This window comes from Kosakonia beeri (genome assembly GCF_054165705.1).
Map to the genome: position 1 here is coordinate 2,375,710 of NZ_CM135106.1, position 23,017 is coordinate 2,398,726.

Consider the following 23,017-nt stretch of genomic DNA (forward strand, 5'->3'; position numbering starts at 1 on the left):
GGTGAGGCGAGACGCGCCAGCATCGCTCATGTAAACTGGTCCGATTGTTGAGCGGTGTAATTGAGGTGGGATACGTGGAATTACTCTCTGAATATGGTCTTTTTTTAGCCAAAATCGCAACCGTGGTGATCGCGATTGCGGTCGTCGCGGTGCTGATTGTTAACCTGACACAGCGCAAACGCCAGCGCGGCGAACTGCGCATCACGCGTCTGAGTGAACAATATAAAGAGATGCAGGAGGAGATGGCGGTATCCTTGCTGGATAGCCATCAACAAAAACAGTGGCATAAAGCTCAGAAGAAGAAACAAAAACTCGACGCCAGAGCGGCGAAGGCAAAAGCGAAAGCGGGTGAGCTGGAAGCCAACGGCAAAGCGCGTGTTTTTGTGCTCGATTTTAAAGGCAGTATGGACGCGGGTGAGGTGGGGTCTCTGCGCGAAGAGATCACCGCCGTACTGACTGTCGTGAAGCCACAGGATCAAGTGGTGTTGCGACTGGAGAGCCCAGGCGGCGTGGTGCATGGCTATGGACTGGCGGCGTCGCAATTGCAACGGCTGCGCGACAAACAGATCCCGTTAACCATTGCAGTCGATAAAGTTGCGGCGAGCGGAGGTTATATGATGGCGTGCGTAGCAGACAAAATTGTCGCTGCCCCTTTTGCTATTATCGGCTCGATTGGCGTCGTGGCGCAGATCCCCAACTTTAACCGTTTCCTCAAAAGCAAAGAGATTGATATTGAATTGCACACTGCCGGGCAGTTTAAGCGCACCTTAACGTTGCTGGGTGAGAACACGGAAGAAGGGCGGCAGAAATTCCGCGAGAGCCTCAATGAAACGCATGATCTGTTTAAAGATTTTGTCAGCAAAATGCGCCCGGAACTGGATATCGAGCAGGTGGCAACTGGCGAACACTGGTACGGTTCGCAGGCGCTGGACAAAGGCCTGATTGACGCTATCGGCACCAGCGACGAATTGTTGCTCGGGCTGATTGAAGAACATGAGGTGATTGGTATTCGTTACCAGCAGCGCAAAAAACTGATGGAGCGTTTTACCGGGAGTGCGGCAGAAAGCGTTGATCATTTGTTGATGCGCTGGTGGCAGCGGGGGCAGAAACCCTTGATGTAAGAAAAACGCGAGGCTCAGGCCTCGCGTTTTTTTTAATCAATAAGGTGGTATTTTTCAGAAAGCTCGTGCGCCAGGTATTTGAACATATTGAATACCGCTGTGCTTTTGGCCGTCGGCAAACCTTGCTCATCAAGAAAGTATTCACCGCTAAACACCAGAACGCCGTTACGCTGGGTAACATCAGTCGCTTTAATGCCCGAAAGCGTATCTTCATGTTCGCGGATCAGTTTATTGGCCAGTTCAAGCAGAGCCTGGCGTTCAATGGGCTGAGATGTACCTTGCATTTACTCCTCCTTAAAAATTCCGTAAGTCTACGCCGGGCACTGCTCAGGGGCAAATTTTCCCTGTTTTAGCAATGGGTTTGCTGCGCGGTTGTGCTGGCGCGATTTGATTTTGCATGCTAATAAAGTTGCGTAACAAATTTTATCAGGTACAGTGTGACGCTTTCGTCAATCTGGCAACAGAATTGCTTGACATTCGACCGTAACATCGTCGCGCACTATCGCCTCAAGGCCAAAAGCCTGCTAAGTCAGTAACCTGAACGCACTGTTTAACGCGCCTGGCTTGTAACATGGGGTTGATATCCATTGACGCCGCCGCAATATTTGGGGTTTGTCGCCGTGGAGAGTGAAGCAAAGTGCGACGTATTCCTGGAAGAATTTAATTAGGTAAGGTGAATATGGGTAAAGCTCTCGTTATCGTTGAGTCCCCGGCAAAAGCCAAAACGATCAATAAATATCTGGGTAATGACTACGTGGTGAAGTCCAGCGTAGGTCATATCCGTGATTTGCCGACCAGTGGATCAGCACCGAAAAAGAGCGCAGACTCAGCCTCCGCCAGGACGGCTAAGAAGCCCAAAAAGGATGAACGTGGCGCGCTTGTCAATCGCATGGGGATCGACCCATGGCACAACTGGGAGGCTCAATATGAAGTTCTTCCTGGTAAAGAAAAGGTGGTTTCCGAGCTGAAAGCGCTGGCGGAAAAAGCCGACCATATCTATCTCGCAACCGACCTTGACCGCGAAGGGGAAGCCATTGCCTGGCACCTGCGGGAAGTGATCGGGGGTGATGAAAAACGCTACAGCCGTGTGGTTTTTAACGAAATTACCAAGAATGCGATCCGTCAGGCGTTTGAAACGCCTGGAGAGCTGAATATCGATCGTGTTAATGCTCAGCAAGCGCGCCGGTTTATGGACCGTGTGGTGGGCTATATGGTTTCTCCGCTGCTGTGGAAGAAAATCGCACGTGGCTTGTCTGCCGGTCGTGTGCAGTCCGTGGCGGTGCGGTTGGTGGTCGAACGCGAACGCGAAATCAAAGCGTTTGTGCCGGAAGAGTTCTGGGAAATCGACGCCATTACGGCCACGCCTGGCGGCGACGCCCTGCCTTTGCAGGTCAGCCACGAGGGTGATAAAGCCTTCCGCCCGGTAAACCGCGAACAAACAATGGCCGCAGTGAGCCTGCTGGAAAAAGCACGCTACACCGTTCTGGAAAGAGAAGATAAACCAACCAGCAGTAAACCTGGCGCGCCGTTTATTACCTCCACGCTCCAGCAGGCGGCAAGTACCCGTCTCGGCTTTGGCGTGAAGAAAACCATGATGATGGCGCAGCGCCTGTATGAAGCTGGCTATATCACCTATATGCGTACCGACTCGACTAATCTGAGTCAGGATGCGGTGAGCATGGTGCGCAGCTATATCAGCGACAATTTCGGCAAGAAATATTTGCCGGAAAAAGCAAATCAGTACGCCAGTAAAGAGAACTCGCAGGAAGCGCACGAAGCTATTCGCCCTTCCGATGTGGCCGTATTGTCTGAATCGTTGAAAGACATGGAAAACGATGCGCAGAAGCTGTACCAGCTGATCTGGCGCCAGTTCGTAGCCTGCCAGATGACCCCGGCGCAATACGATTCCACCACACTGACTGTGGGCGCTGGGGATTTCCGTCTGAAAGCGCGTGGACGCATTTTGCGTTTCGACGGCTGGACTAAAGTGATGCCTGCGCTGCGTAAGGGGGACGAAGATCGTACGCTGCCAGCAGTCAATAAAGGTGATGAGCTGTCTCTGACGGAACTGACCCCGGCGCAGCACTTTACCAAACCGCCTGCACGTTTCAGTGAAGCTTCGCTGGTTAAAGAGCTTGAAAAGCGGGGTATTGGTCGCCCGTCTACCTATGCGTCGATCATTTCGACAATTCAGGACAGGGGTTATGTGCGCGTTGAGAACCGTCGGTTCTATGCGGAAAAAATGGGCGAGATCGTTACCGATCGCCTTGAAGAGAATTTCCGTGAACTGATGAATTATGACTTCACCGCGCAGATGGAAGACAGTCTCGACCGCGTGGCGAACCATGAAGCCGAATGGCGCAAAGTGCTGGATAGCTTCTTCGGTGATTTCTCGCGTCAGCTTGAACAGGCCGAGCAAGACCCGGAAACCGGCGGTATGCGTCCGAACCAGATGGTGCTGACCAGCATCGACTGCCCGACTTGCGGCCGCAAAATGGGTATTCGTACCGCCAGCACCGGCGTGTTCCTCGGGTGCTCCGGTTATGCGTTGCCGCCGAAAGAGCGCTGCAAGACCACCATTAACCTGGTGCCGGAAAACGAAGTGCTTAACGTGCTGGAAGGAGATGATGCCGAAACCAACGCGTTGCGCGCCAAACGTCGCTGCCAGAAATGTGGCACTGCGATGGACAGTTACCTGATCGATCCGAAACGTAAGTTGCATGTCTGCGGTAATAACCCGACCTGTGACGGCTACGAAATCGAAGAGGGTGAATTTCGCATTAAAGGTTATGACGGCCCGGTGGTGGAGTGCGAAAAATGTGGTTCTGAAATGCACCTGAAGATGGGGCGTTTCGGCAAGTACATGGCTTGTACTAACGACGAATGCAAAAATACACGCAAGATCCTGCGTAATGGCGAAGTGGCGCCGCCGAAAGAAGATCCGGTACCACTGCCTGAACTGCCGTGTGAAAAATCGGACGCCTATTTCGTGCTGCGCGATGGTGCCGCAGGGGTTTTCCTGGCTGCCAATACGTTCCCGAAATCACGCGAAACACGTGCGCCGCTGGTAGAAGAACTCTTCCGTTTCCGCGATCGCCTGCCAGAAAAATTGCGTTACCTGGCCGATGCACCGCAGCAGGATCCGGAAGGCAACAAGACCATTGTTCGCTTTAGCCGTAAAACGAAGCAGCAATATGTTGCTTCCGAAAAAGACGGGAAAGCCACGGGCTGGTCTGCCTTCTTTATTGACAATAAATGGACTGAAGCGAAAAAGTAAAAACTTCAGTACCTTAGCTTTTCAAGGCCGGTCATCCGGCCTTTTTTATTGCCTCGTTATTATTCTTTGTGCGCTGCTATACACAGAAGCTATAAATGATATAGTGGTTATAGCTTCCTGCTTTTTTATTATGAAATCGTCTTAAGCGATACTTCGTTTGCGTAATCCGGATGGTCTGTTATGAAACTACAGCAGCTTCGTTATATTGTTGAGGTGGTGAATCACAACCTCAATGTCTCTTCAACGGCCGAAGGGCTTTATACTTCTCAGCCTGGTATCAGTAAACAAGTGCGTATGCTGGAAGATGAACTGGGCATACAAATTTTTGCCCGCAGTGGCAAACATCTTACGCAGGTTACCCCCGCCGGGCAGGAAATTATCCGTATCGCGCGGGAAGTATTGTCGAAAGTCGATGCCATAAAATCTGTGGCCGGCGAACACACCTGGCCAGATAAAGGTTCACTGTACGTTGCGACCACCCATACGCAGGCCCGTTACGCGTTACCTAACGTGATAAAAGGCTTCATTGAGCGTTATCCGCGTGTCTCATTGCACATGCATCAGGGATCGCCAACGCAAATCGCCGAGGCGGTTTCCAAAGGAAACGCCGATTTTGCTATCGCCACCGAGGCCCTGCATTTGTACGACGATCTGGTGATGCTGCCATGCTATCACTGGAATCGTTCCATTGTAGTGACCCCCGATCACCCGCTGGCATCGAAGCAATCGGTCAGCATTGATGAACTGGCGCAGTACCCGCTTGTGACTTACACCTTTGGTTTTACCGGGCGCTCAGAGCTGGATACCGCTTTCAATCGTGCCGGTTTAACTCCGCGTATTGTCTTCACTGCGACAGACGCAGACGTCATTAAAACTTATGTAAGACTCGGGCTGGGAGTCGGGGTGATTGCCAGTATGGCGGTCGATCCGGTTTCCGATCCGGACCTGATCAAGCTGGATGCGCATGAGATTTTTAGCCACAGTACAACGAAAATCGGCTTCCGTCGCAGCACCTTCCTGCGTAGCTATATGTATGATTTTATTCAGCGCTTCGCACCACATTTAACCCGCGATGTGGTTGATGCAGCAGTAGCATTACGCTCAAATGAAGATATAGAAGCCATGTTTAAAGATATTAAATTACCTCAGAAATAATGACTAAGGGTATCTTTACGATTGAAAAGATACCCTTAAGTCTGCCTAAACCTAAATTAGAATTATCATCATCTAATTCCTTTCTCATCTCCATCAAGTGATTGAGCTCACATCTTCCCGCAGCCCTGTCGCTAATTTGTGACAAAAATAGAAACTAAATTGCCGTATCGCAAATTTCTCACTTCAATAATTTATTTCGGGTCAAAAGATTAAATATTTCTTTGGAAATGGTGAGTAAATTCACTGGATTTTCCACTAAAGTTCTTTTAGGATTTGTCTCAACCCATGATTAATTTTGCCGATTGTTGGTGTCCAAAATGATAAGTGATGTCGATTGTACGAGGTTAGCAATGCCATCAGGAAGTGAAGAGCCGCAAAGGGATCCTGAGCTCAAGCGTAAAGCCTGGCTGGCGGTATTTCTAGGCTCTGCCGCGTTTTGGGCAGTCGTTGCGTTATTGATCTGGAAATTCTGGGGGTAAAATGGCGATAGCGGGTCGATTTGAACCAGTAAAACCAGTATGTCAGCTTCGTGACACGCCACCGCAAGCGAAAAAACAACCTGTGACCACTATTCCGGCTTCCTGGAAGCTGACGCCGCAGCAACAAGCATTTATAGACGCCTTCACTGAAGACGACGTTAAAAAACAATAACTATTTCATCAGAATAAATGCGGTGAATTTTCGCATTATTCGTAGAAACGATCTTTTGTACTCATTGATTAATACACGGCATAAATGAATTGAGTAGTAACTCAGTTTTAATGAATAGATTTTCTGGTAATAGCGCTATGAATAATCATTGTGTAATGAAATATTGGTCGTGGATGGGGGCGTTTTCTGTTTCTGTCCTTTTCTGGGGACAACTTGTCTGGATGTTGCTTCAGTAATGAATTGAAAAACCTCGCTTCGGCGAGGTTTTTTTATTTCTGCTGTCCGCCAGTTTTCACCTGTTGTAGCAATTCGGGTTGTTATCAAATCGTTACGATATGTTTGTGTTATCTTTAATACAGACCCTGAAGACCATCAGGGTATCGCAATCTCTGTATTAAAAGGAGGAGCATATGTCGTCAACCCTACGCGAAGCCAGTAAGGACACGTTGCAGGCGCAGAACAAAACCTACCACTACTACAGTTTGCCGCTGGCCTCCAGGGAGCTGGGGGATATCGCACGGTTACCTAAGTCGCTCAAAGTCTTGCTGGAAAACCTGCTGCGCTGGCAGGATGGGAACTCCGTTACTGAAGAGGATATCCGTGCCCTTGCCGGTTGGCTGAAGACTGCCCATGCGGATCGTGAAATCGCTTACCGCCCGGCAAGGGTACTGATGCAGGATTTTACCGGTGTTCCCGCCGTAGTCGATTTAGCGGCCATGCGTGAAGCCGTTAAACGCCTTGGGGGGGATACAGCTAAAGTGAACCCTCTGTCGCCCGTCGACCTGGTGATTGACCATTCAGTCACCGTCGACCATTTTGGCGACGATGACGCGTTTGAGGAGAACGTTCGCCTCGAGATGGAGCGTAACCACGAGCGTTACGTCTTTTTGCGCTGGGGGCAGCAAGCTTTTAGCCGCTTCAGCGTTGTGCCACCGGGCACCGGGATTTGTCATCAGGTCAATCTTGAGTACCTTGGTAAAGCGGTGTGGAGTGAATTACAGGACAAAGAATGGGTCGCCTATCCGGATACGCTGGTCGGTACGGATTCCCACACAACCATGATCAATGGACTCGGTGTACTGGGCTGGGGTGTCGGCGGGATTGAGGCAGAAGCCGCTATGCTAGGCCAGCCTGTTTCTATGCTGATCCCTGATGTGGTCGGTTTTAAACTCACCGGCAAATTGCGTGAAGGGATCACGGCCACGGATCTGGTGCTTACCGTTACGCAAATGCTGCGTAAGCATGGCGTGGTGGGTAAGTTTGTCGAATTTTATGGCGATGGGCTGGACTCCTTACCGCTCGCCGATCGTGCCACTATTGCCAATATGGCTCCGGAGTATGGTGCGACCTGCGGCTTTTTCCCGATTGATGGCGTGACGCTTGAGTATATGCGTCTGAGCGGGCGCAGCGAAGAGCAGGTTGAACTGGTCGAGGCGTATGCAAAAGCGCAGGGTATGTGGCGAAACACCGGAGATGAACCGGTCTTCACCAGCACGCTCGAATTGAATATGAATGATGTTGAAGCCAGTCTCGCCGGGCCAAAACGCCCACAGGATCGCGTAGCGCTGAGCGACGTGCCGAAAGCATTTGCTGCCAGTTCAGAATTGGAACTGAACACCGCGCAAAAAGATCGTAAGCCTGTTGATTATGCGCTGAACGGGCACCAATACCAGCTCCCGGATGGCGCAGTGGCAATCGCCGCGATCACGTCATGCACCAACACCTCAAACCCGAGTGTATTAATGGCCGCCGGATTGTTGGCGAAAAAAGCCGTCACGCTCGGGTTGAAACGACAGCCGTGGGTTAAGGCCTCTCTGGCACCCGGCTCGAAAGTCGTTTCTGACTACCTGGCGCAGGCGAGACTGACCCCGTATCTTGATGAGTTAGGTTTCAACCTGGTCGGTTACGGTTGCACAACCTGTATCGGCAACTCAGGCCCGTTGCCGGAACCGATTGAACATGCTATCCGCGAAGGGGACCTCACCGTGGGGGCTGTGCTGTCGGGGAACCGTAACTTCGAGGGGCGCATACACCCGCTGGTGAAAACTAACTGGCTGGCGTCTCCGCCACTGGTGGTTGCCTATGCGCTGGCCGGCAATATGAATATTAACCTCGCGACTGATCCGCTGGGGCATGATCGCAAAGGCGACCCGGTCTATCTGAAAGATATCTGGCCGTCGAGTCAGGAGATTGCCCGCGCGGTTGAGCAGGTGTCGACGGACATGTTCCGTAAAGAGTATGCCGAGGTGTTTGAAGGCACGCCGGAGTGGAAGGCTATCGAGGTCGAACGCTCCGACACCTATGGCTGGCAGAATGATTCCACCTATATCCGCCTGTCACCTTTCTTTGACGATATGGCTGCGGAGCCGAAACCGGTGCAGGATATCCACGGTGCGCGGATCCTCGCTATGCTGGGCGACTCCGTTACTACGGACCATATTTCACCAGCAGGCAGCATAAAGGCAGACAGTCCGGCAGGACGTTATTTACAAAGTCATGGTGTTGAGCGCCGGGATTTTAACTCTTATGGTTCCCGACGCGGCAATCATGAGGTGATGATGCGCGGCACCTTTGCCAATATCCGTATTCGTAATGAAATGGTACCGGGTGTTGAAGGGGGCATGACTCGCCATTTGCCCGGCACTGAAGTCGTGTCGATTTACGATGCGGCGATGCGCTATCAACAGGAAGGAACCCCGCTGGCCGTTATAGCCGGGAAGGAGTATGGTTCTGGCTCCAGCCGTGACTGGGCAGCGAAAGGGCCCCGTTTGCTCGGGATTCGGGTGGTGATTGCCGAATCTTTTGAACGTATTCATCGCTCTAATCTGATTGGTATGGGGATTTTGCCGTTGGAGTTCCCGCAGGGTGTGACGCGCAAAACGTTGGGGTTGACCGGTGAGGAACGACTGGATATTGCAAATTTGCAAAATATCCAACCCGGTGGCGAATTAGCGGTGACCCTGACGCGGGCGGATGGCACACAAGAGGTGCTGAACTGCCGTTGCCGCATTGATACTTCTACGGAACTGACGTACTACCGTAATGACGGTATTTTGCATTACGTTATTCGCAATATGCTCAACTGAATAAAAAGGCCTGCAAACGCAGGCCTTTTTTTGTTCATCTGACCACTATTTCAGCAAATGTCCCATCTTCTCGGCTTTTGTGTCGAGATAGTGCTCATTATTCGGATTACGTCCCACAATCAACGGGACGCGTTCAACAATGTTAATTCCCGCCTCAGTGAGGATCTCAACTTTGCGCGGGTTATTGGTCAGCAGACGCACCTCGTCTACGCCCAACAATTTGAACATATCTGCACAGAGGGTAAAGTCACGCTCATCTGCGGCAAAACCGAGTTGATGGTTCGCTTCAACGGTGTCGTACCCCTGGTCCTGAAGCGCGTAGGCGCGAATTTTATTCAGCAGACCGATATTTCGGCCCTCCTGACGATGGTAAAGCAGCACGCCGCGTCCCTCTTCGGCAATCTGGTTAAGTGCTGCTTCGAGCTGGAAGCCGCAGTCACAACGCAAGCTAAAAAGCGCATCGCCAGTCAGGCATTCCGAGTGTACGCGCGCCAGCACGGGCAGTTGCCCGGAAATATCGCCAAAGACAAGGGCAACATGATCCTGCCCGGTTGCCAGTTCTTCAAAACCCACCATCAGGAAGTCGCCCCATGGGGTAGGCAGTTTGGCTTCTGCCACTCGTTTAAGCTGCATGTGAATCTCCAGATTATATTGGCGCACTGCGCACCTGTAGCCTGTTGGCCTTCTCTATAAACATATTTTGCCACAATGCCCGCAGCATCACCTAATTGAGACCAGCGTGTCATTGAAAAATCGCACAAATCTGTTGCTTTCTGCGGGAATGTTATTTTTCGGTTATGATTGTGCGCACAAAAGAAGGAGAGAACATGCTGTCAATTGCGAAACGAACTACGGCAGGCGCTGCAATTTTATTAATCATGCCGTTAGTTGTCTGGGTCTCTGGCTGGCAATGGGAGCCAGGCCCGTCACGCTGGTGGCTGCATTTTTTGTACTGGATCACAGAAACAGTCACTCAGCCGTGGGGGGTAATCACTCATGTCTTACTGTGCGGGTGGTTTCTTTGGTGCCTGCGTTTTCGCCTCAAACCCGCGGTGATGCTCTTCGCCATTCTGGGATGTGCCATTCTGTTAGGGCAGGGCGTGAAATCCTTTGTGAAAGATCGGGTCCAGGAGCCGCGTCCTTTTGTCATGTGGCTTGAAAAAACACACGATATTCAGGCCAGCGAGTTCTACACGTTAAAACGCAAAGCACGTGGAGATCTGGTAAAAGAGCAACTCTCCAGTCAGCATGATATTCCTCGGTTTTTGCGTAAACATTGGCAAAAAGAAACCGGTTTTGCCTTTCCGTCCGGCCACACCATGTTTGCCGCAAGTTGGGCGCTATTAGGCGTGGGATTGTTATGGCCGCGCAGACGAAACTGGACAATGGTAATTTTACTGGTGTGGGCAACAGGCGTCATGGGCAGCCGGTTATTACTGGGCATGCACTGGCCACGCGATTTGGTGGTCGCCACCCTGATCTCCTGGTTATTAGTGACCTTCGCCACCTGGCTGGCGCAGAAAGTGTGTGGCCCTCTGACTCCGCCCGTCGAGGAGGTGGAGGAAATTGTTGAGCGGGATCAAGAACCTTGATTTCTGCCGTTTTAACCCCAAATCAGAATTTAACGTCATGCATTTCCATTTCGCGCCGGGCGCTAAAATGGTAGCTTATAAGGCTGTGTACAGTCGGTTGCATATAATTTCATCGCTCGGATCCACATAACGGGACGTAATGTGAAATATTTACTCATTTTCTTACTGGTGTTAGCGATTTTTGTCGTGTCGATTACCCTTGGTGCGCAAAACGATCAGCAAGTGACCTTCAATTATCTCCTCGCGCAGGGTGAGTACCGTATCTCTACGCTGTTGGCCGTGCTTTTTGCCGCCGGGTTTGCGATTGGCTGGCTGATATGCGGTCTGTTCTGGTTGCGCGTGCGTGTTTCCCTTGTGCGTGCCGAGCGTAAAATCAAACGCCTTGAAAACCAGCTTGCACCTGTCACGACTGTTCCGGTGACGAGCAGTGCACCGGCGGCAAAGGAATAATCGTTTATGCTGGAGTTGTTGTTTCTGCTGTTACCTGTCGCGGCGGCCTATGGCTGGTATATGGGGCGCAGAAATGCTCAACAAACAAAGCAGGATGAGGCGAACCGGCTTTCACGTGAATACGTTGCCGGGGTTAACCTTTTACTGAGCAACCAGCAGGACAAAGCGGTAGACCTGTTCCTCGACATGCTGAAAGAGGACACCGGCACGGTCGAAGCGCATCTTACGCTCGGGAATCTGTTCCGCTCACGCGGCGAAGTTGACCGTGCGATCCGCATCCATCAAACCCTGATGGAAAGCGCCTCATTATCTTATGATCAGCGACTGCTGGCCGTGCAACAACTGGGTCGCGATTATATGGCGGCTGGCATGTACGACCGTGCCGAAGATATGTTCAATCAATTGGTTGATGAAACGGATTTTCGCGTCAGCGCGCTACAGCAACTGCTGCAAATTTATCAGGCTACCAGTGACTGGCAAAAAGCGATTGATGCTGCCGAGCGGTTGGTCAAACTTGGCAAAGATAAGCAACGCGGTGAAATCGCTCATTTCTACTGCGAACTGGCGCTCCAGCAGATGGGCAACGAAGATATGGACAGAGCCATGGCGCTGCTGAAGAAGGGCGCTGCCGCTGACCGTGACAGCCCGCGCGTCTCCATTATGATGGGGCGCGTGTTTATGGCGAATGGTGATTACTTTAAAGCGGCGGACAGCCTGCTTCGTGTCATCGACCAGGATAAAGAACTGGTTAGCGAAACGCTGGAGATGCTGCAAACCTGCTACCAGCAAATGGGCAAAATTGACCAGTGGGCAGAGTTCCTGCAGCGCTGCGTGGAAGAGAACACCGGCGCAAGCGCGGAATTGATGCTAGCGGAAATTAAAGAACGCCGCGACGGTCCAGATGCCGCCCAACTGTTTGTTACCCAACAACTGCAACGCCATCCGACAATGCGCGTGTTCCACAAACTGATGGATTACCATCTGAACGAAGCAGAAGAGGGGCGCGCCAAAGAAAGCCTGGGTGTTTTGCGTGAAATGGTCGGCGAGCAGATCCGCAGCAAACCGCGCTACCGCTGCCATAAATGCGGTTTTACCGCGTATACCATGTACTGGCACTGCCCATCCTGCCGCGCCTGGTCAACGGTCAAACCGATTCGCGGGCTGGACGGTCAGTGAATTTTTAAAAGCCTCTATTTTAGTTACAACATACTTATATATAAATTTTAAATCTAGCGGCAACCGTGCCAGTACATCGCTTAGCAGGGGAGAAATGGAGCCTGTTATTTCTGCGGATGGGCAGGTAGAATGCTCGCCGTTTATTCATTCTGCGCCTGAGCGGGTGCCTCATTTCAGAAGGTCTGATCATGACGTCTACTTCTTTATCGACTTTCCGCGCTGTTACTGCCTCTCCGGTTGTAGTGGCACTAGATTACGATAACCGAGACAAAGCCCTGGCGTTTGTCGACCGCATCGATCCCCGTGACTGCCGTCTGAAAGTCGGCAAAGAAATGTTCACGCTTTTTGGACCGCAACTGGTACGCGAGCTGCAGCAGCGTGGTTTTGATATTTTTCTCGATCTGAAATTCCACGATATCCCCAACACCACAGCACATGCCGTTAAGGCAGCAGCGGATCTTGGCGTGTGGATGGTTAACGTACATGCCTCTGGCGGTGCAAGGATGATGAGTGCGGCAAAAGAAGCACTGCAGCCGTTCGGTAAAGACGCGCCTCTGTTAATTGCCGTGACCGTGTTAACCAGTATGGAAGCCAGTGACTTACAGGATCTGGGTATTCAGGTTACCCCGGCGGAGCATGCAGAGCGTTTGGCGCGCCTGACGCAGCAATGTGGTCTGGATGGTGTCGTCTGTTCGGCACAGGAAGCGGTTCGCTTTAAGCGTGAGCTGGGGCAGGCGTTCAAACTGATTACGCCAGGTATCCGCCCGCAGGGCAGTGAAGCGGGCGATCAACGCCGTATCATGACACCTGAACAGGCGCTGGCCGCAGGCGTAGACTATATGGTAATTGGGCGCCCGGTCACCCATTCCGCCGATCCGGCGCAAACACTGAAAACGATCAATGCATCGCTTGGCAAGGGGGCATAATGGGTGATAACAACAGCCGGTTAGTTTACTCCACAGAAACCGGGCGCATTGACGAACCGAAAGTCCAGGTCACCCGCCCGCAAGGCGATGGCATTGTACGTATTTCCCGCCAGACCAGCGGACGCAAAGGGAAGGGTGTTTGTCTGATTTCGGGGATTGACGCAGATGATGAAACGCTGGTCAAACTGGCGGCGGAACTCAAGAAAAAATGCGGCTGCGGCGGTGCTGTAAAAGAGGGTGTCATTGAGATCCAGGGCGATAAACGTGATTTGCTTAAATCATTGCTGGAAGCCAAAGGGATGAAAGTGAAACTTGCTGGTGGTTGAAACAGAAAGGTCGTGGTGTTCACCACGGCCTTATCATTACACTGTAAACTCAGACCTGAAAAGAAAGTATATTTATTCTATTGTTGCCGTATTGCCCACCAATTACTTACCAACCTGGTGGCCGATGATCCCACCGACAGCCGCGCCGCCCAGCGTACCCAGCGTGCTACCGTCCGTCAGGACTGCGCCACCAAGTGCGCCCGCACCCGCACCAATGGCGGTGTTACGATCGCGTTTAGACCAGTGACCACAAGCGCTCAGAGACATTGCCAGGGTTACTGCCAGTACTGCAGCGGCCATTTTTTTGCTTGTTAACATCATCATACTTTCTCCTGAATAATCGATTCACGGAAAGATGTTCCCTTTAAGTATAGTCGCTGAGCGCTGTACTAAAGCAGTCCGTGAAACCTTGCTGCGCAGGTGTAATACAATCACGCGGGTGATAGTCACTTCCTGTTATATCGCTAATATTAATTTTACGCCGCGGTCCGTTACAAGACAGGTAAATAATCTTAATCAATGGGTCGGAAAACTCTCAGATGAGAGGGGGTTAGCCCGCAAACGCGGGCGCAGAAGTTAGTGAGGCATACCGGCAGGAACGATATCCACGATTAGCCCGGCTTGCTGCAGCTGCAGCTGCGCTTCTGCCGTGAGATGATTGTCGGTAATAACCCGCTGGAAGCGTTCAGCCGGGCCAAGCGAGTAGGGATGCATTGCGCCGAATTTCGAACTGTCGGTCAGTACAATGGCCTCGCTGCCTTTTTCCAGCACCGCATCTACCACATCGGTTCGCATCATATCCCGCCCTGTAAAGCCGGTTTCAGGCTGCCAGCCGTCAATGCCAATAAAAGCTTTACTGAAATGAACCTGTTGAATGTATTGGCGTGTTAATGGCCCAACCATGCTCTCGCTTTTTTTCTGATAGATACCGCCCAGCAGGATAACTTCCGCAGGAGAATCTTTCAGCAAATGGGCAATGTAGCTGCTTACCGTGATGATTGTGATATCGCGTTGCTCACCGAGTTTGCGCGCCAATAGCGCATTGCAGCTGCCGTTTTCAATAAATACCGTTTCGCCAGCAGAAACCAGGGACGCAGCAAAGTCGGCTAAATCCCGCTTCACGGTATAATTATTCATCATGCGCGTTTCGACATCATCGCTGTCCAACGGCACGGCGAAACCATGCGTACGGCGCAAATAGTTCTGTTTCTCCAGCGTGTTGAGATCCTGGCGAATTGTCACTTCTGAAACGCCGGTCATTCGCGCCAGTTCAGCGACGCTCATGCGGCCTTTATCAATGACCGTTTGCAAAATGAGTTGTTGTCGGGAATTCATAGCCACAAATTTCTAATTGTCGTCGAAAGGAAAATCGCCATGCGGGCGTCGCCGTCCTGACTGCCGTGTGATGGCGAAAAGTGCGCCATTCAAATTTCCCAGGGCGTTTTTGTTGCGCCAGGAGAAGCGGTTTGATTGGGATTGTCGAGATCTAACAGTTCCGCTTTCAGAATCTCCAGGTTACGGATGGCGGATTGGTAATCCCCGGCAACCAGGATATCCAGAACAGTGTCGATCCGGCCGGCAAGCTGTTTCACGTCAATATCTGCCATATCTTCACCTTAAAATCGAAAAATGAATAAATTCAATGATGCAGAAAAGAGTGTAAAAAGAGAAGGGTAAAAAACGAAATCTCAAAAACTTATAAGCACGCATTATATATTCATTAGGTGCTCCACAGTCATGTTTCACGGTGGATTAGGCTTGCTGTGCGCGCAATGCGCTATTTTCTTACCGGAGGATAAAGCAATGACTGTTATCAACCAAGCTACGTGCAAACTGTTTACCGATAATGAACGTTTTACGCAACTTTCTGGCTTTTATGAGGAGGAGCGCCGCACTGTATGGATGATGCTCCGTGCCCGGCCGCGGCCTTGTTTTAACCACGCATTAATTGAAGAGATCATGAATATCTCCTGGCTGGTCAGGCAGTCGGGATTTGCGGTGGATTTTTGGGTAACCGGCTCGTTGGTTCCCGGTATGTATAACACTGGCGGGGATTTGCAGTTCTTTGTCGAGTGTATTAAGAACGGGCGCCGCGAGGCGTTACGAGCGTATGCCCGCGCTTGTGTAGACTGCGTACATGCGGCTTCACGCGGTTTTGACACCGGCGCAATCTCACTAGCGATGGTAGAAGGCAGTGCATTAGGCGGCGGTTTTGAGGCGGCGCTGGCGCACCATTTTGTCCTGGCCCAGTGCGACGCGCGCCTCGGCTTTCCCGAAATTGCCTTTAATCTCTTTCCCGGCATGGGCGGCTACTCGTTGGTCGCCCGTCGTTCAGGCATGAAACTGGCGGAGGAGCTGATTTATAAAGGCGAGTCGCATGCCGCTGAATGGTATGAATCGCACGGTCTGGTGGATGTCTCGTTTGATGCCGGTCAGGGTTACATCGCCACGCGCACATTTATTGATACGCTGCAACCGCGTCTCAATGGTGTGCGCGCCATGCTGCGCGCGCGTCAGCGGGTACTGCAACTGCCGCGGAGCGAATTAATGGACATTACCGAAGACTGGGTGGATGCCGCATTCTGCCTGCAACCGAAAGATATTGCCTATATGGAGCGTCTGGTGCAGTTACAGAACCGGCATGTTGCCAGTACGCTCAGTAAAGCCAGTTAATGGGATCTGCGCGCCTGATAGCGCTTCAACCATCGCTCGAATGCGGCAGCGGGCATGGGTTTAGCAAATAGAAATCCCTGCCGTTCATTGACGCCGTTCTTGGTAAGAAAGGCGTCTTCTTTCGCATTCTCAACCCCTTCGGCAACAACCTGTAAGTTAAGCGCTTGCGCCACGGCAACAATGGCACGCACCAGCGATTGCGAAATGGCCTGTTTATGTACGTTACGGACAAAAGACTGATCAAGTTTAATGGCATCAAGCGGAAACCGTGCCAGCTGAGACAGGGAAGAGTAACCGGTGCCAAAATCATCAAGATGCACCTGCGCACCCAACGCGCTGAACTGCTTAATTACCGACAACGCCAGTTCTTCATTTTCTATCAGGCAGCTCTCTGTTAATTCGACGTCGATAGGGCAGTATTCAAAATGGAGATCGCTGAGCGCCTGCTTCAAATCACTAAAAATTGTCTGATCGGCTAACTGTCGGGCCGATACGTTAACGGCAACGCGCAGGTGAATTCCCTTATCGCGCCACTTCGCCACCTGTTGTACCACATCCAGCATCACCCTTCGTCCGAGCGGCACAATCAACCCGGACTCTTCGGCGTAGGAGATAAAGTCCAGCGGCGGGATCAACCCGCGCTCCGGTGACTGCCAGCGCACCAGCGCTTCCAGGCTGCGCACCTCGCCACGCCAGGTAATTTTCGGTTGGTAGTGAATAATCAGCTGATTTTTCTCAAGCGCTTTACGCAGGTTAGTATCCAGCCACAGGTACTCGAAGACACGCTGGTTCATTTCCGGCGAAAATACGCAGAATTTACCGCGTCCATTCTCTTTGGCCGTGTACATCGCCGTATCTGCATTGCGGATCACGCTTTCGCGATCGTTCCCATGCTGCGGTGCCAGTGAAATACCCAGAGAACAGCCGCTGTAGATCTCAATGAGGCCGATGCGAAAGGGCTGGCGCAATCGCGTCAGAATGCGTGAAGCCATAGCTTCCAGCAGGCTTTGGCTGGTATCGGTGGCCAGCACAATAAACTCGTCGCCGCCGAGTCTCGCCAGCACCTGGCCCTTATCCAGACAACTCAAAATGGCAAGCGACACCGCCTGCAAGAGTTGATCGCCAAACATATGCCCATAGGCATCGTTCACTTTTTTAAAATTATCCAGATCAAGGTAGACAATACCGACCTGAGTCTCTCCCCGTTGAGCAATGGCGTCGCTGATCAGTTCATTGATGGCATTGCGATTAGGCAGTCCGGTAACGGTATCGGTATTGGCCAGTACGCGTAAACGCTCCTGGGCATGGCGCTCATCGGTGATATCCGTACCGGAACAAATCAGGAAAATTTCGTTTTTACCACTGCCACTGTGGACAAATTTATTGCGAAACAGAAACAGCCGCTGCCCTTTGCGGGTTTTGACCCAGCGCTCGACTTCATACGGTGCGCCATTATGAAAAAAACCACTGATATTGCGTTTGGAGGCGACGGCTTCGCTACGGCTCATAAACAATTTAAAGACGTTCTGTCCAATCACGTCCTGCTCTTTCAAGCCGGTATACTCTTCGCTAAGGCGATTAAAACGCTGAATATTGCCGTGGCGATCGAGGATAACGATCACAGAGTTGGCTTCGGAGACGACCTGTTCGGCAAAGGAAAGCCCCTGAACCAGGTCACGGGCAACGGACTGGGTATCATGCCAGGCCGAAGCGCTACCCGCCCAGACTTTGCGGCTGACTTTATGACCGACCAGATGCACCATTACCTCTTCGCCGAACAGGTTCAGCGGCATAGTCAGACTTGATGTAATCACGGTCATTTCACGGATCAACGCCGCCTGCTCGGGACTTAGCGTCATCACCTGACTGATCTCAGAATCTTCGTTTGGAGAAAAGTGCAATGCGTTGCTGTCGGCAGTCAAACGCCAGAACGGGCTGTCGGACCCCAGATAACGAAACAGCAAATTGTTTTCCTGCTCGTCTTTCATGCTATCTCCCAGACCACCAAAACGCACATCGAGTACTCATTAGCGACGGAAAACGCCTGTATTACCGGGGCGTTGTCAGGCATGAACGTATTGTTCTTCTTGAAATAGTCGGCCAGCACGATCGCACTATGCAAAACAGCCGTTGTGCATAAATTGCAGAATTCTGCAGTAAACAACCAGTTGCCTGAATTGTTATTGTGGTCGCTTTTACAGGATTGTGTGAAGAAATGAGAAAAAAATGCGCGGGCTATCGCAATGTGGAAGGGGCTCCCTCCCGGGTGGGAAGGAGCTGACTTTACAAGCCGTTAAAGCGCAGGACGGGCAATCACGCTGCGGGTTTCCATACGGACTTCCGCAATGGTTACATCGATCACGTCGGTGACTTTGAACACCGTCTCGCCTTTGATCTGCACGGTGCCACTCTCCTGGCTGCAAACCAGTTCATCACGCACAGCGTGGATAAAGGGTGCCGGAATAAAAGCCACAGCACCATTATCAACCAGACGAACGCGCATACCACCACGGCTTACATCGATAATTTCCGCAGCAAAACGGGTATCGCTACCGGCTTTATCTTGCAGGAACCGGGCATACAGCCAGTCACCGACATCACGTTCAGCCATACGGTTAAGACGACGGCGCTCTGCCATTTGCACGGTGGTGTCATCCTGTGGGCGTTTCGGTGTTTCACCCTTGATGATCGCTTTCAGCAGACGGTGGTTAACCATGTCGCCATACTTACGGATGGGTGATGTCCAGGTCGCGTAAGCCTCCAGACCCAAACCAAAGTGCGGCCCCGGTTCGATGCTGATTTCAGCAAAAGACTGGAAGCGACGAATGCGGCTATCAAGGAAACCAGAGGGTTGCGCGTCAAGCTCGCGACGCAGCTTGCAGAAGCCTTCCAGCGTCAAGACTTCCTCTGCGTCGACATGCATACCGTGGGTTTTCAGCATTGCGGCCAGTTGTTCGCTGTTTGCAGGATCAAAGCCAAGATGCACGTTATAAATACCAAACCCGAGCTTGTCGCGCAGAACGCGGGCGGCACAAATATTGGCGGCAATCATCGACTCTTCGACAATGCGGTTAGCGATACGGCGCGGCTCGGCCACGATATCCAGCACTTCACCTTTGTCGCCGAGGACAAAGCGGTAATCCGGACGGTCTTTGAACACCAGCGCATGGGTCTGGCGCCACTGTGCGCGCAACTGACTGACACGGTGCAGCAAACGGATTTGCGCCGCGATGGTGTCATTTTCGGGTTGCCATTCGCCGCTGTTTTCCAGCCAGTCGGAGACGTTGTCGTACGCCAGTTTGGCTTTTGACTCGATGGTTGCCGCGAAAAATTCAATGTTGTCTTCAATCGCGCCGTTGTTATCCAGTGTCATGCGGCAAACCAGTGCGGGACGCACTTCGTTGGCACGCAGCGAGCAAAGGTCGTCAGACAATTCGCGCGGCAGCATCGGGATGTTAAAACCCGGCAGGTAGTTGGTGAAGGCGCGGATCCGCGCGGCATCATCAAGCTTGCTGCCTTCGGCGATCCAGGCTGTCGGATCGGCGATCGCTACTGTCAGTTGCAGTTTGCCTTCAGCGGTTTCGGCAACGTAGAGGGCATCGTCCATATCTTCAGTGCTGGCGCTATCGATCGTGACGAACGGCAGCGCTGTCATATCTTCGCGTTGCAGACCGTCATCGAGCATGGCAGTCGCCACGCCGTTCGGGGCTTCTTTTTCCAGATTGTGGCGCGCCAGGGTGACCCACCACGGTACAAAATGGTCGTCGGCGAAAGTAATAAATTGGGTCAGTTCGGCATAAAAACCGCGGTCGCCTTTCAGTGGATGACGACGCATTTCGGCAACAGCCCAGTCGCCTTCTTTGAAATCGTGCTCGACACCACGAGCAGCGCGGCAGGGAATGGCATCTTTCAGCAACGGGTGATCCGGCACGATGGAAAGACGATCGTCTTTCTTCTGCACTTTGCCGACAAAACGCGTCAGGAAAGGCTCGACCAGCTCTTCTGGCTCCGCACTTTCGCGCTCTTTCTCACTGTGGATGACGGCAATAATACGATCGCCATGCATCACTTTTTTCATTTGCGGCGGCGGAATGAAATAGCTTTTTTGCGCGTCGACTTCCAGAAAGCCGAAGCCTTTTTCAGTGCCTTTTACGACACCTTCCGCACGCGGCGTCTGAGAATGAAGTTGCTGTTTTAGCTGCGCAAGCAGCGGGTTGTCCTGGAGCATAGTTATCTATTTTCGTGGCCAAAAGAGCGGCTGACAGTTTTACGCGATTCTGCCTGTTGCAGCAAGCGCTGTTTCTGCAAAATCTGTCTGCGCCTGCAGCACTTCTGGTATGGAAGCTGCACGTTGTCCGTCACGGGTTACGCTTTCTCTACGAGTGCGATTTTCAACCGATTAAGCCACCCATGTAACGCACAACCGGTCAGCAAATTCACCGCCTCGCGTTGGCTAAAGCCCTGCTCAACCAATAACGAAAATTGCAGCGGACTGAACCTGTCCGGTGCACAGGTAAGCATGTACGCGGCCTGAATCAGCGTGCTTTCCGGCGTACTCCCGGCGATGATGCGCTGTGGTTCGCGCCCGCCGTCGACAAAAGCGGTCAAGGGTTCAGAAGGGCCCTGCCAGCGGCGGCACTGCTCAACAAAACAGCATACGCTCCCATTGATCCGCGCGGTATAGAGCGCCGACAGGCGCGCGAGATGCGGTTCCGGGTTGCTCCGGGCAATGCTTTCAACAATCTCGCCCAGTTCATTAAGTTGCAAATGTTCATGTGCCAGCACTGGCGCGAGCAGACGCAGTTCAGGCAAAGGCTGCCAGCGTGCGAGAGAGGCCATCTGCGGCGCATTGGCCGTGCGTAATTCCACACCGTCCATCGCTGGCAACCATTCCCCTTCGGGGTGGGCAAAAAGGTGCGCATCCGCTTCCTGTTGCGTCTCCATTCCCGGGATAAAGCGGACAGGCTGGCCGAGCAGAGCCTGCAACACCGCCACCACCCGCGCCTGGAAGGTGATAAAGCCGATAATTTGATTCATCGTCACGACGTCATACAGTGACAGCCCAACATCTTCGAGTTGCTGGCGCGAACGGGCGTCAATCACAGACGGAGAGGCGGCGAGCTGGCGTGCATACTGGGTGATTTGCGCCAGACGGTAGTTACTCTCCCGCGAGGAATCCGGACCAGGCAGTGGCGCGAGACGCGCAGCATAGTGGTTGCATAAACGCTGGATACCAAACACTTGCGCCACGGTAAGGGCAGTGCTGAGGCGGTCATAGGCGCTAAAGGTGCGCAAGCGATTCACGGCCACACGGGGCGGGAACAGTAACGCGTAAAGTTTACGTGCGGGCGTAACGAGGCTGTCGAGGTCGGCTAGCAGTTCATTGGGCAGGACCAGATCAAGCAGGAAGGGGTCGGTAACACTGGCTGCTTCGGGAACCAGCGGCAAAGCTTGTGTCCGGCTGGCGCTTGACTGGGTCTCATGATACCAGTGATTTTTGCCTTCAATCCGGCGTCGTTCCATGGTCGTTCCTTGGTCTGAATGTGGCGATCCGGATACGACGTCAGGTCTTTTGCGCCGGATCTTTTTTGCTGCTTAATCCTGGCGTAAGGGGCGGGAGGGATGAAAGATTGTTAGGTGATAATAAATATCAGAATGGCATATCAAGGCGAAACGCCCCTTCATGAGAAGGGGCGACGGGAATTATTTGATTTCCAGCTCGTTCATTGCGGCAATGTTGAAACCGCCGTCAACGTGTACCACTTCACCGGAGATACCGGCAGACAGGTCAGAACACAGGAACGCAGCAGAGTTGCCCACATCTTCAATGGTCACGGTACGACGAATCGGGGTAACTGCTTCGCAGTGCGCCAGCATTTTACGGAAATCTTTGATGCCGGAGGCAGCCAGGGTACGAATCGGACCGGCAGAAATACCGTTAACACGTACGCCTTCCGGGCCCATCGCATTCGCCATATAACGGACGTTGGCTTCAAGAGAGGCTTTGGCCAGACCCATAACGTTGTAGTTCGGGATCGCACGCTCAGCGCCGAGGTAGGAAAGGGTCAGCAGCGCAGAACCTGGATTCAGCATTTCGCGGCAGGCTTTTGCCATCGCAACGAAGCTGTAGGAGCTAATGTCGTGGGCGATTTTAAAGCCTTCACGGGTTACGGCGTTGACGTAGTCGCCATCCAACTGATCGCCCGGAGCGAAGCCGATAGAGTGCACGAAGCCGTCGAATTTCGGCCAGACTTTCGCCAGGTCAGTGAACAGGGCATCAATGCTTTCATCTTTAGCGACATCGCATTCCAGAACAATGCTGGAACCCAGCTGGGCGGCAAACTCTTCAACACGGCCTTTCAGCTTGTCGTTCTGGTAGGTGAATGCCAGCTCAGCGCCTTCGCGGTGCATAGCCTGTGCGATGCCGTAAGCGATAGACAGTTTGCTGGCAACGCCAGTTACCAGAATGCGCTTACCGGAAAGAAAACCCATAGCTTTAATCCTTATATTCATTGTTGTGGCGCTCGTCATTCTGTTGGGACGAGCGTCGTTAAAACGCGGCGATTCTATCATGAGTCGCCGGA

22 protein-coding genes are annotated in these 23,017 nt (G+C 52.3%); 13 read left to right on the plus strand and 9 right to left on the minus strand.

Annotation, left to right across the window (positions count from 1 at the left end; all coding sequences use genetic code 11):
• The first annotated feature begins 74 nt into the window (after positions 1-74).
• Positions 75-1,121, plus strand: coding sequence for a protease SohB (gene sohB / locus ACUY4S_RS11405; protein ID WP_312686719.1), 1,047 nt, complete (start codon positions 75-77; stop codon positions 1,119-1,121).
• Between the two features lie 32 nt (positions 1,122-1,153).
• On the opposite strand, the gene ACUY4S_RS11410 is transcribed toward sohB, so the two are convergent.
• Entirely contained in the window at positions 1,154-1,405 is a 252-nt protein-coding gene (locus ACUY4S_RS11410) for a YciN family protein (RefSeq protein WP_312686717.1), read from the minus strand.
• A gap of 395 nt (positions 1,406-1,800) precedes the next feature.
• Here ACUY4S_RS11410 and topA point away from each other — a divergent pair, with 395 nt between their 5' ends.
• From topA to acnA, 6 genes are all read left to right on the plus strand, one after another.
• Positions 1,801-4,398 (plus strand): type I DNA topoisomerase, encoded by a 2,598-nt coding sequence (gene topA / locus ACUY4S_RS11415; protein ID WP_312686716.1) that lies wholly within the window; start codon positions 1,801-1,803, stop codon positions 4,396-4,398.
• Between the two features lie 180 nt (positions 4,399-4,578).
• Positions 4,579-5,553, plus strand: coding sequence for an HTH-type transcriptional regulator CysB (gene cysB, locus ACUY4S_RS11420; RefSeq protein WP_312686714.1), 975 nt, complete (start codon positions 4,579-4,581; stop codon positions 5,551-5,553).
• 317 nt (positions 5,554-5,870) lie between these two features.
• On the plus strand, positions 5,871-6,032 hold the full coding sequence (locus ACUY4S_RS11425) for a YmiA family putative membrane protein (protein WP_082794169.1): 162 nt from the start codon (positions 5,871-5,873) through the stop codon (positions 6,030-6,032).
• 1 nt (position 6,033) lies between these two features.
• A complete protein-coding gene (locus tag ACUY4S_RS11430) occupies positions 6,034-6,204 on the plus strand; it encodes a YciX family protein (RefSeq protein WP_312686707.1) in 171 nt (56 codons plus the stop codon).
• A 137-nt stretch (positions 6,205-6,341) separates the two neighbouring features.
• The gene (gene ymiC, locus ACUY4S_RS11435) at positions 6,342-6,440 is read left to right on the plus strand and encodes a small membrane protein YmiC (protein WP_312686706.1); all 99 of its coding nucleotides are present in this window, start codon (positions 6,342-6,344) and stop codon (positions 6,438-6,440) included.
• Positions 6,441-6,614: 174 nt separating this feature from the next.
• The gene (acnA, locus tag ACUY4S_RS11440) at positions 6,615-9,290 is read left to right on the plus strand and encodes an aconitate hydratase AcnA (protein ID WP_458023127.1); all 2,676 of its coding nucleotides are present in this window, start codon (positions 6,615-6,617) and stop codon (positions 9,288-9,290) included.
• A gap of 45 nt (positions 9,291-9,335) precedes the next feature.
• On the opposite strand, the gene ribA is transcribed toward acnA, so the two are convergent.
• Positions 9,336-9,923: a GTP cyclohydrolase II gene (ribA, locus tag ACUY4S_RS11445; RefSeq protein ID WP_312686701.1), complete on the minus strand. Its 588-nt coding sequence runs from the start codon at positions 9,921-9,923 to the stop codon at positions 9,336-9,338.
• 194 nt (positions 9,924-10,117) lie between these two features.
• Between ribA and pgpB the strand changes: the two genes are divergently transcribed.
• The 5 genes from pgpB to yciH all read left to right on the plus strand — a co-directional run bounded on the left by pgpB (position 10,118) and on the right by yciH (position 13,760).
• Entirely contained in the window at positions 10,118-10,882 is a 765-nt protein-coding gene (gene pgpB, locus ACUY4S_RS11450) for a phosphatidylglycerophosphatase B (RefSeq protein ID WP_458023126.1), read from the plus strand.
• 141 nt (positions 10,883-11,023) lie between these two features.
• Positions 11,024-11,332: a LapA family protein gene (locus tag ACUY4S_RS11455; RefSeq protein ID WP_458023125.1), complete on the plus strand. Its 309-nt coding sequence runs from the start codon at positions 11,024-11,026 to the stop codon at positions 11,330-11,332.
• Positions 11,333-11,338: 6 nt separating this feature from the next.
• The gene (gene lapB, locus ACUY4S_RS11460) at positions 11,339-12,508 is read left to right on the plus strand and encodes a lipopolysaccharide assembly protein LapB (RefSeq protein WP_312686696.1); all 1,170 of its coding nucleotides are present in this window, start codon (positions 11,339-11,341) and stop codon (positions 12,506-12,508) included.
• Between the two features lie 188 nt (positions 12,509-12,696).
• Entirely contained in the window at positions 12,697-13,434 is a 738-nt protein-coding gene (gene pyrF, locus ACUY4S_RS11465) for an orotidine-5'-phosphate decarboxylase (protein WP_458023124.1), read from the plus strand.
• Entirely contained in the window at positions 13,434-13,760 is a 327-nt protein-coding gene (gene yciH, locus ACUY4S_RS11470) for a stress response translation initiation inhibitor YciH (protein WP_312686692.1), read from the plus strand. Before pyrF ends, yciH begins: the two co-directional genes overlap by 1 nt.
• A gap of 102 nt (positions 13,761-13,862) precedes the next feature.
• Here the strand turns inward: yciH and osmB are convergent, their stop codons facing one another.
• The 3 genes from osmB to yciZ all read right to left on the minus strand — a co-directional run bounded on the left by osmB (position 13,863) and on the right by yciZ (position 15,367).
• The gene (osmB, locus tag ACUY4S_RS11475; RefSeq protein WP_025263597.1) at positions 13,863-14,081 is read right to left on the minus strand and encodes an osmotically-inducible lipoprotein OsmB; all 219 of its coding nucleotides are present in this window, start codon (positions 14,079-14,081) and stop codon (positions 13,863-13,865) included.
• Positions 14,082-14,336: 255 nt separating this feature from the next.
• Entirely contained in the window at positions 14,337-15,095 is a 759-nt protein-coding gene (gene yciT / locus ACUY4S_RS11480) for a DNA-binding transcriptional regulator YciT (RefSeq protein WP_312686691.1), read from the minus strand.
• A gap of 89 nt (positions 15,096-15,184) precedes the next feature.
• Positions 15,185-15,367: a protein YciZ/DeoL gene (gene yciZ / locus ACUY4S_RS11485; RefSeq protein ID WP_312686689.1), complete on the minus strand. Its 183-nt coding sequence runs from the start codon at positions 15,365-15,367 to the stop codon at positions 15,185-15,187.
• Positions 15,368-15,563: 196 nt separating this feature from the next.
• On the opposite strand from yciZ, the gene ACUY4S_RS11490 reads away from it, so the two are divergent.
• A complete protein-coding gene (locus tag ACUY4S_RS11490) occupies positions 15,564-16,433 on the plus strand; it encodes a crotonase/enoyl-CoA hydratase family protein (protein ID WP_312686687.1) in 870 nt (289 codons plus the stop codon).
• Here the strand turns inward: ACUY4S_RS11490 and pdeR are convergent.
• From pdeR to fabI, 4 genes are all read right to left on the minus strand, one after another.
• Positions 16,430-18,421, minus strand: a complete 1,992-nt coding sequence (pdeR, locus tag ACUY4S_RS11495) for a cyclic di-GMP phosphodiesterase (RefSeq protein ID WP_458023123.1) — start codon at positions 18,419-18,421, stop codon at positions 16,430-16,432. The two genes, ACUY4S_RS11490 and pdeR, sit on opposite strands and share 4 nt — an antisense overlap.
• 305 nt (positions 18,422-18,726) lie before the next feature.
• Positions 18,727-20,661 (minus strand): exoribonuclease II, encoded by a 1,935-nt coding sequence (locus ACUY4S_RS11500; protein WP_458023122.1) that lies wholly within the window; start codon positions 20,659-20,661, stop codon positions 18,727-18,729.
• A 137-nt stretch (positions 20,662-20,798) separates the two neighbouring features.
• On the minus strand, positions 20,799-21,956 hold the full coding sequence (locus tag ACUY4S_RS11505; protein WP_458023121.1) for a CMD domain-containing protein: 1,158 nt from the start codon (positions 21,954-21,956) through the stop codon (positions 20,799-20,801).
• 180 nt (positions 21,957-22,136) lie between these two features.
• A complete protein-coding gene (gene fabI, locus ACUY4S_RS11510; protein ID WP_061496169.1) occupies positions 22,137-22,925 on the minus strand; it encodes an enoyl-ACP reductase FabI in 789 nt (262 codons plus the stop codon).
• Positions 22,926-23,017: the final 92 nt, after the last annotated feature.

Excerpts from the sequence above, each read along its gene's own strand:
- ribA (WP_312686701.1), bottom strand. The coding sequence starts at position 9,923 with ATGCAGCTTAAACGAGTGGCAGAAGCCAAACTGCCTACCCCATGGGGC.
- yciZ (WP_312686689.1), bottom strand. The coding sequence starts at position 15,367 with ATGGCAGATATTGACGTGAAACAGCTTGCCGGCCGGATCGACACTGTT.
- ACUY4S_RS11490 (WP_312686687.1), top strand. The coding sequence starts at position 15,564 with ATGACTGTTATCAACCAAGCTACGTGCAAACTGTTTACCGATAATGAA.
- yciT (WP_312686691.1), bottom strand. The coding sequence starts at position 15,095 with ATGAATTCCCGACAACAACTCATTTTGCAAACGGTCATTGATAAAGGC.
- fabI (WP_061496169.1), bottom strand. The coding sequence starts at position 22,925 with ATGGGTTTTCTTTCCGGTAAGCGCATTCTGGTAACTGGCGTTGCCAGC.
- ACUY4S_RS11410 (WP_312686717.1), bottom strand. The coding sequence starts at position 1,405 with ATGCAAGGTACATCTCAGCCCATTGAACGCCAGGCTCTGCTTGAACTG.
- ACUY4S_RS11505 (WP_458023121.1), bottom strand. The coding sequence starts at position 21,956 with ATGGAACGACGCCGGATTGAAGGCAAAAATCACTGGTATCATGAGACC.
- pgpB (WP_458023126.1), top strand. The coding sequence starts at position 10,118 with ATGCTGTCAATTGCGAAACGAACTACGGCAGGCGCTGCAATTTTATTA.
- pyrF (WP_458023124.1), top strand. The coding sequence starts at position 12,697 with ATGACGTCTACTTCTTTATCGACTTTCCGCGCTGTTACTGCCTCTCCG.
- topA (WP_312686716.1), top strand. The coding sequence starts at position 1,801 with ATGGGTAAAGCTCTCGTTATCGTTGAGTCCCCGGCAAAAGCCAAAACG.
- osmB (WP_025263597.1), bottom strand. The coding sequence starts at position 14,081 with ATGATGTTAACAAGCAAAAAAATGGCCGCTGCAGTACTGGCAGTAACC.
- ACUY4S_RS11430 (WP_312686707.1), top strand. The coding sequence starts at position 6,034 with ATGGCGATAGCGGGTCGATTTGAACCAGTAAAACCAGTATGTCAGCTT.
- yciH (WP_312686692.1), top strand. The coding sequence starts at position 13,434 with ATGGGTGATAACAACAGCCGGTTAGTTTACTCCACAGAAACCGGGCGC.
- acnA (WP_458023127.1), top strand. The coding sequence starts at position 6,615 with ATGTCGTCAACCCTACGCGAAGCCAGTAAGGACACGTTGCAGGCGCAG.
- pdeR (WP_458023123.1), bottom strand. The coding sequence starts at position 18,421 with ATGAAAGACGAGCAGGAAAACAATTTGCTGTTTCGTTATCTGGGGTCC.
- ymiC (WP_312686706.1), top strand. The coding sequence starts at position 6,342 with ATGAATAATCATTGTGTAATGAAATATTGGTCGTGGATGGGGGCGTTT.
- ACUY4S_RS11425 (WP_082794169.1), top strand. The coding sequence starts at position 5,871 with ATGATAAGTGATGTCGATTGTACGAGGTTAGCAATGCCATCAGGAAGT.
- lapB (WP_312686696.1), top strand. The coding sequence starts at position 11,339 with ATGCTGGAGTTGTTGTTTCTGCTGTTACCTGTCGCGGCGGCCTATGGC.
- ACUY4S_RS11500 (WP_458023122.1), bottom strand. The coding sequence starts at position 20,661 with ATGCTCCAGGACAACCCGCTGCTTGCGCAGCTAAAACAGCAACTTCAT.
- cysB (WP_312686714.1), top strand. The coding sequence starts at position 4,579 with ATGAAACTACAGCAGCTTCGTTATATTGTTGAGGTGGTGAATCACAAC.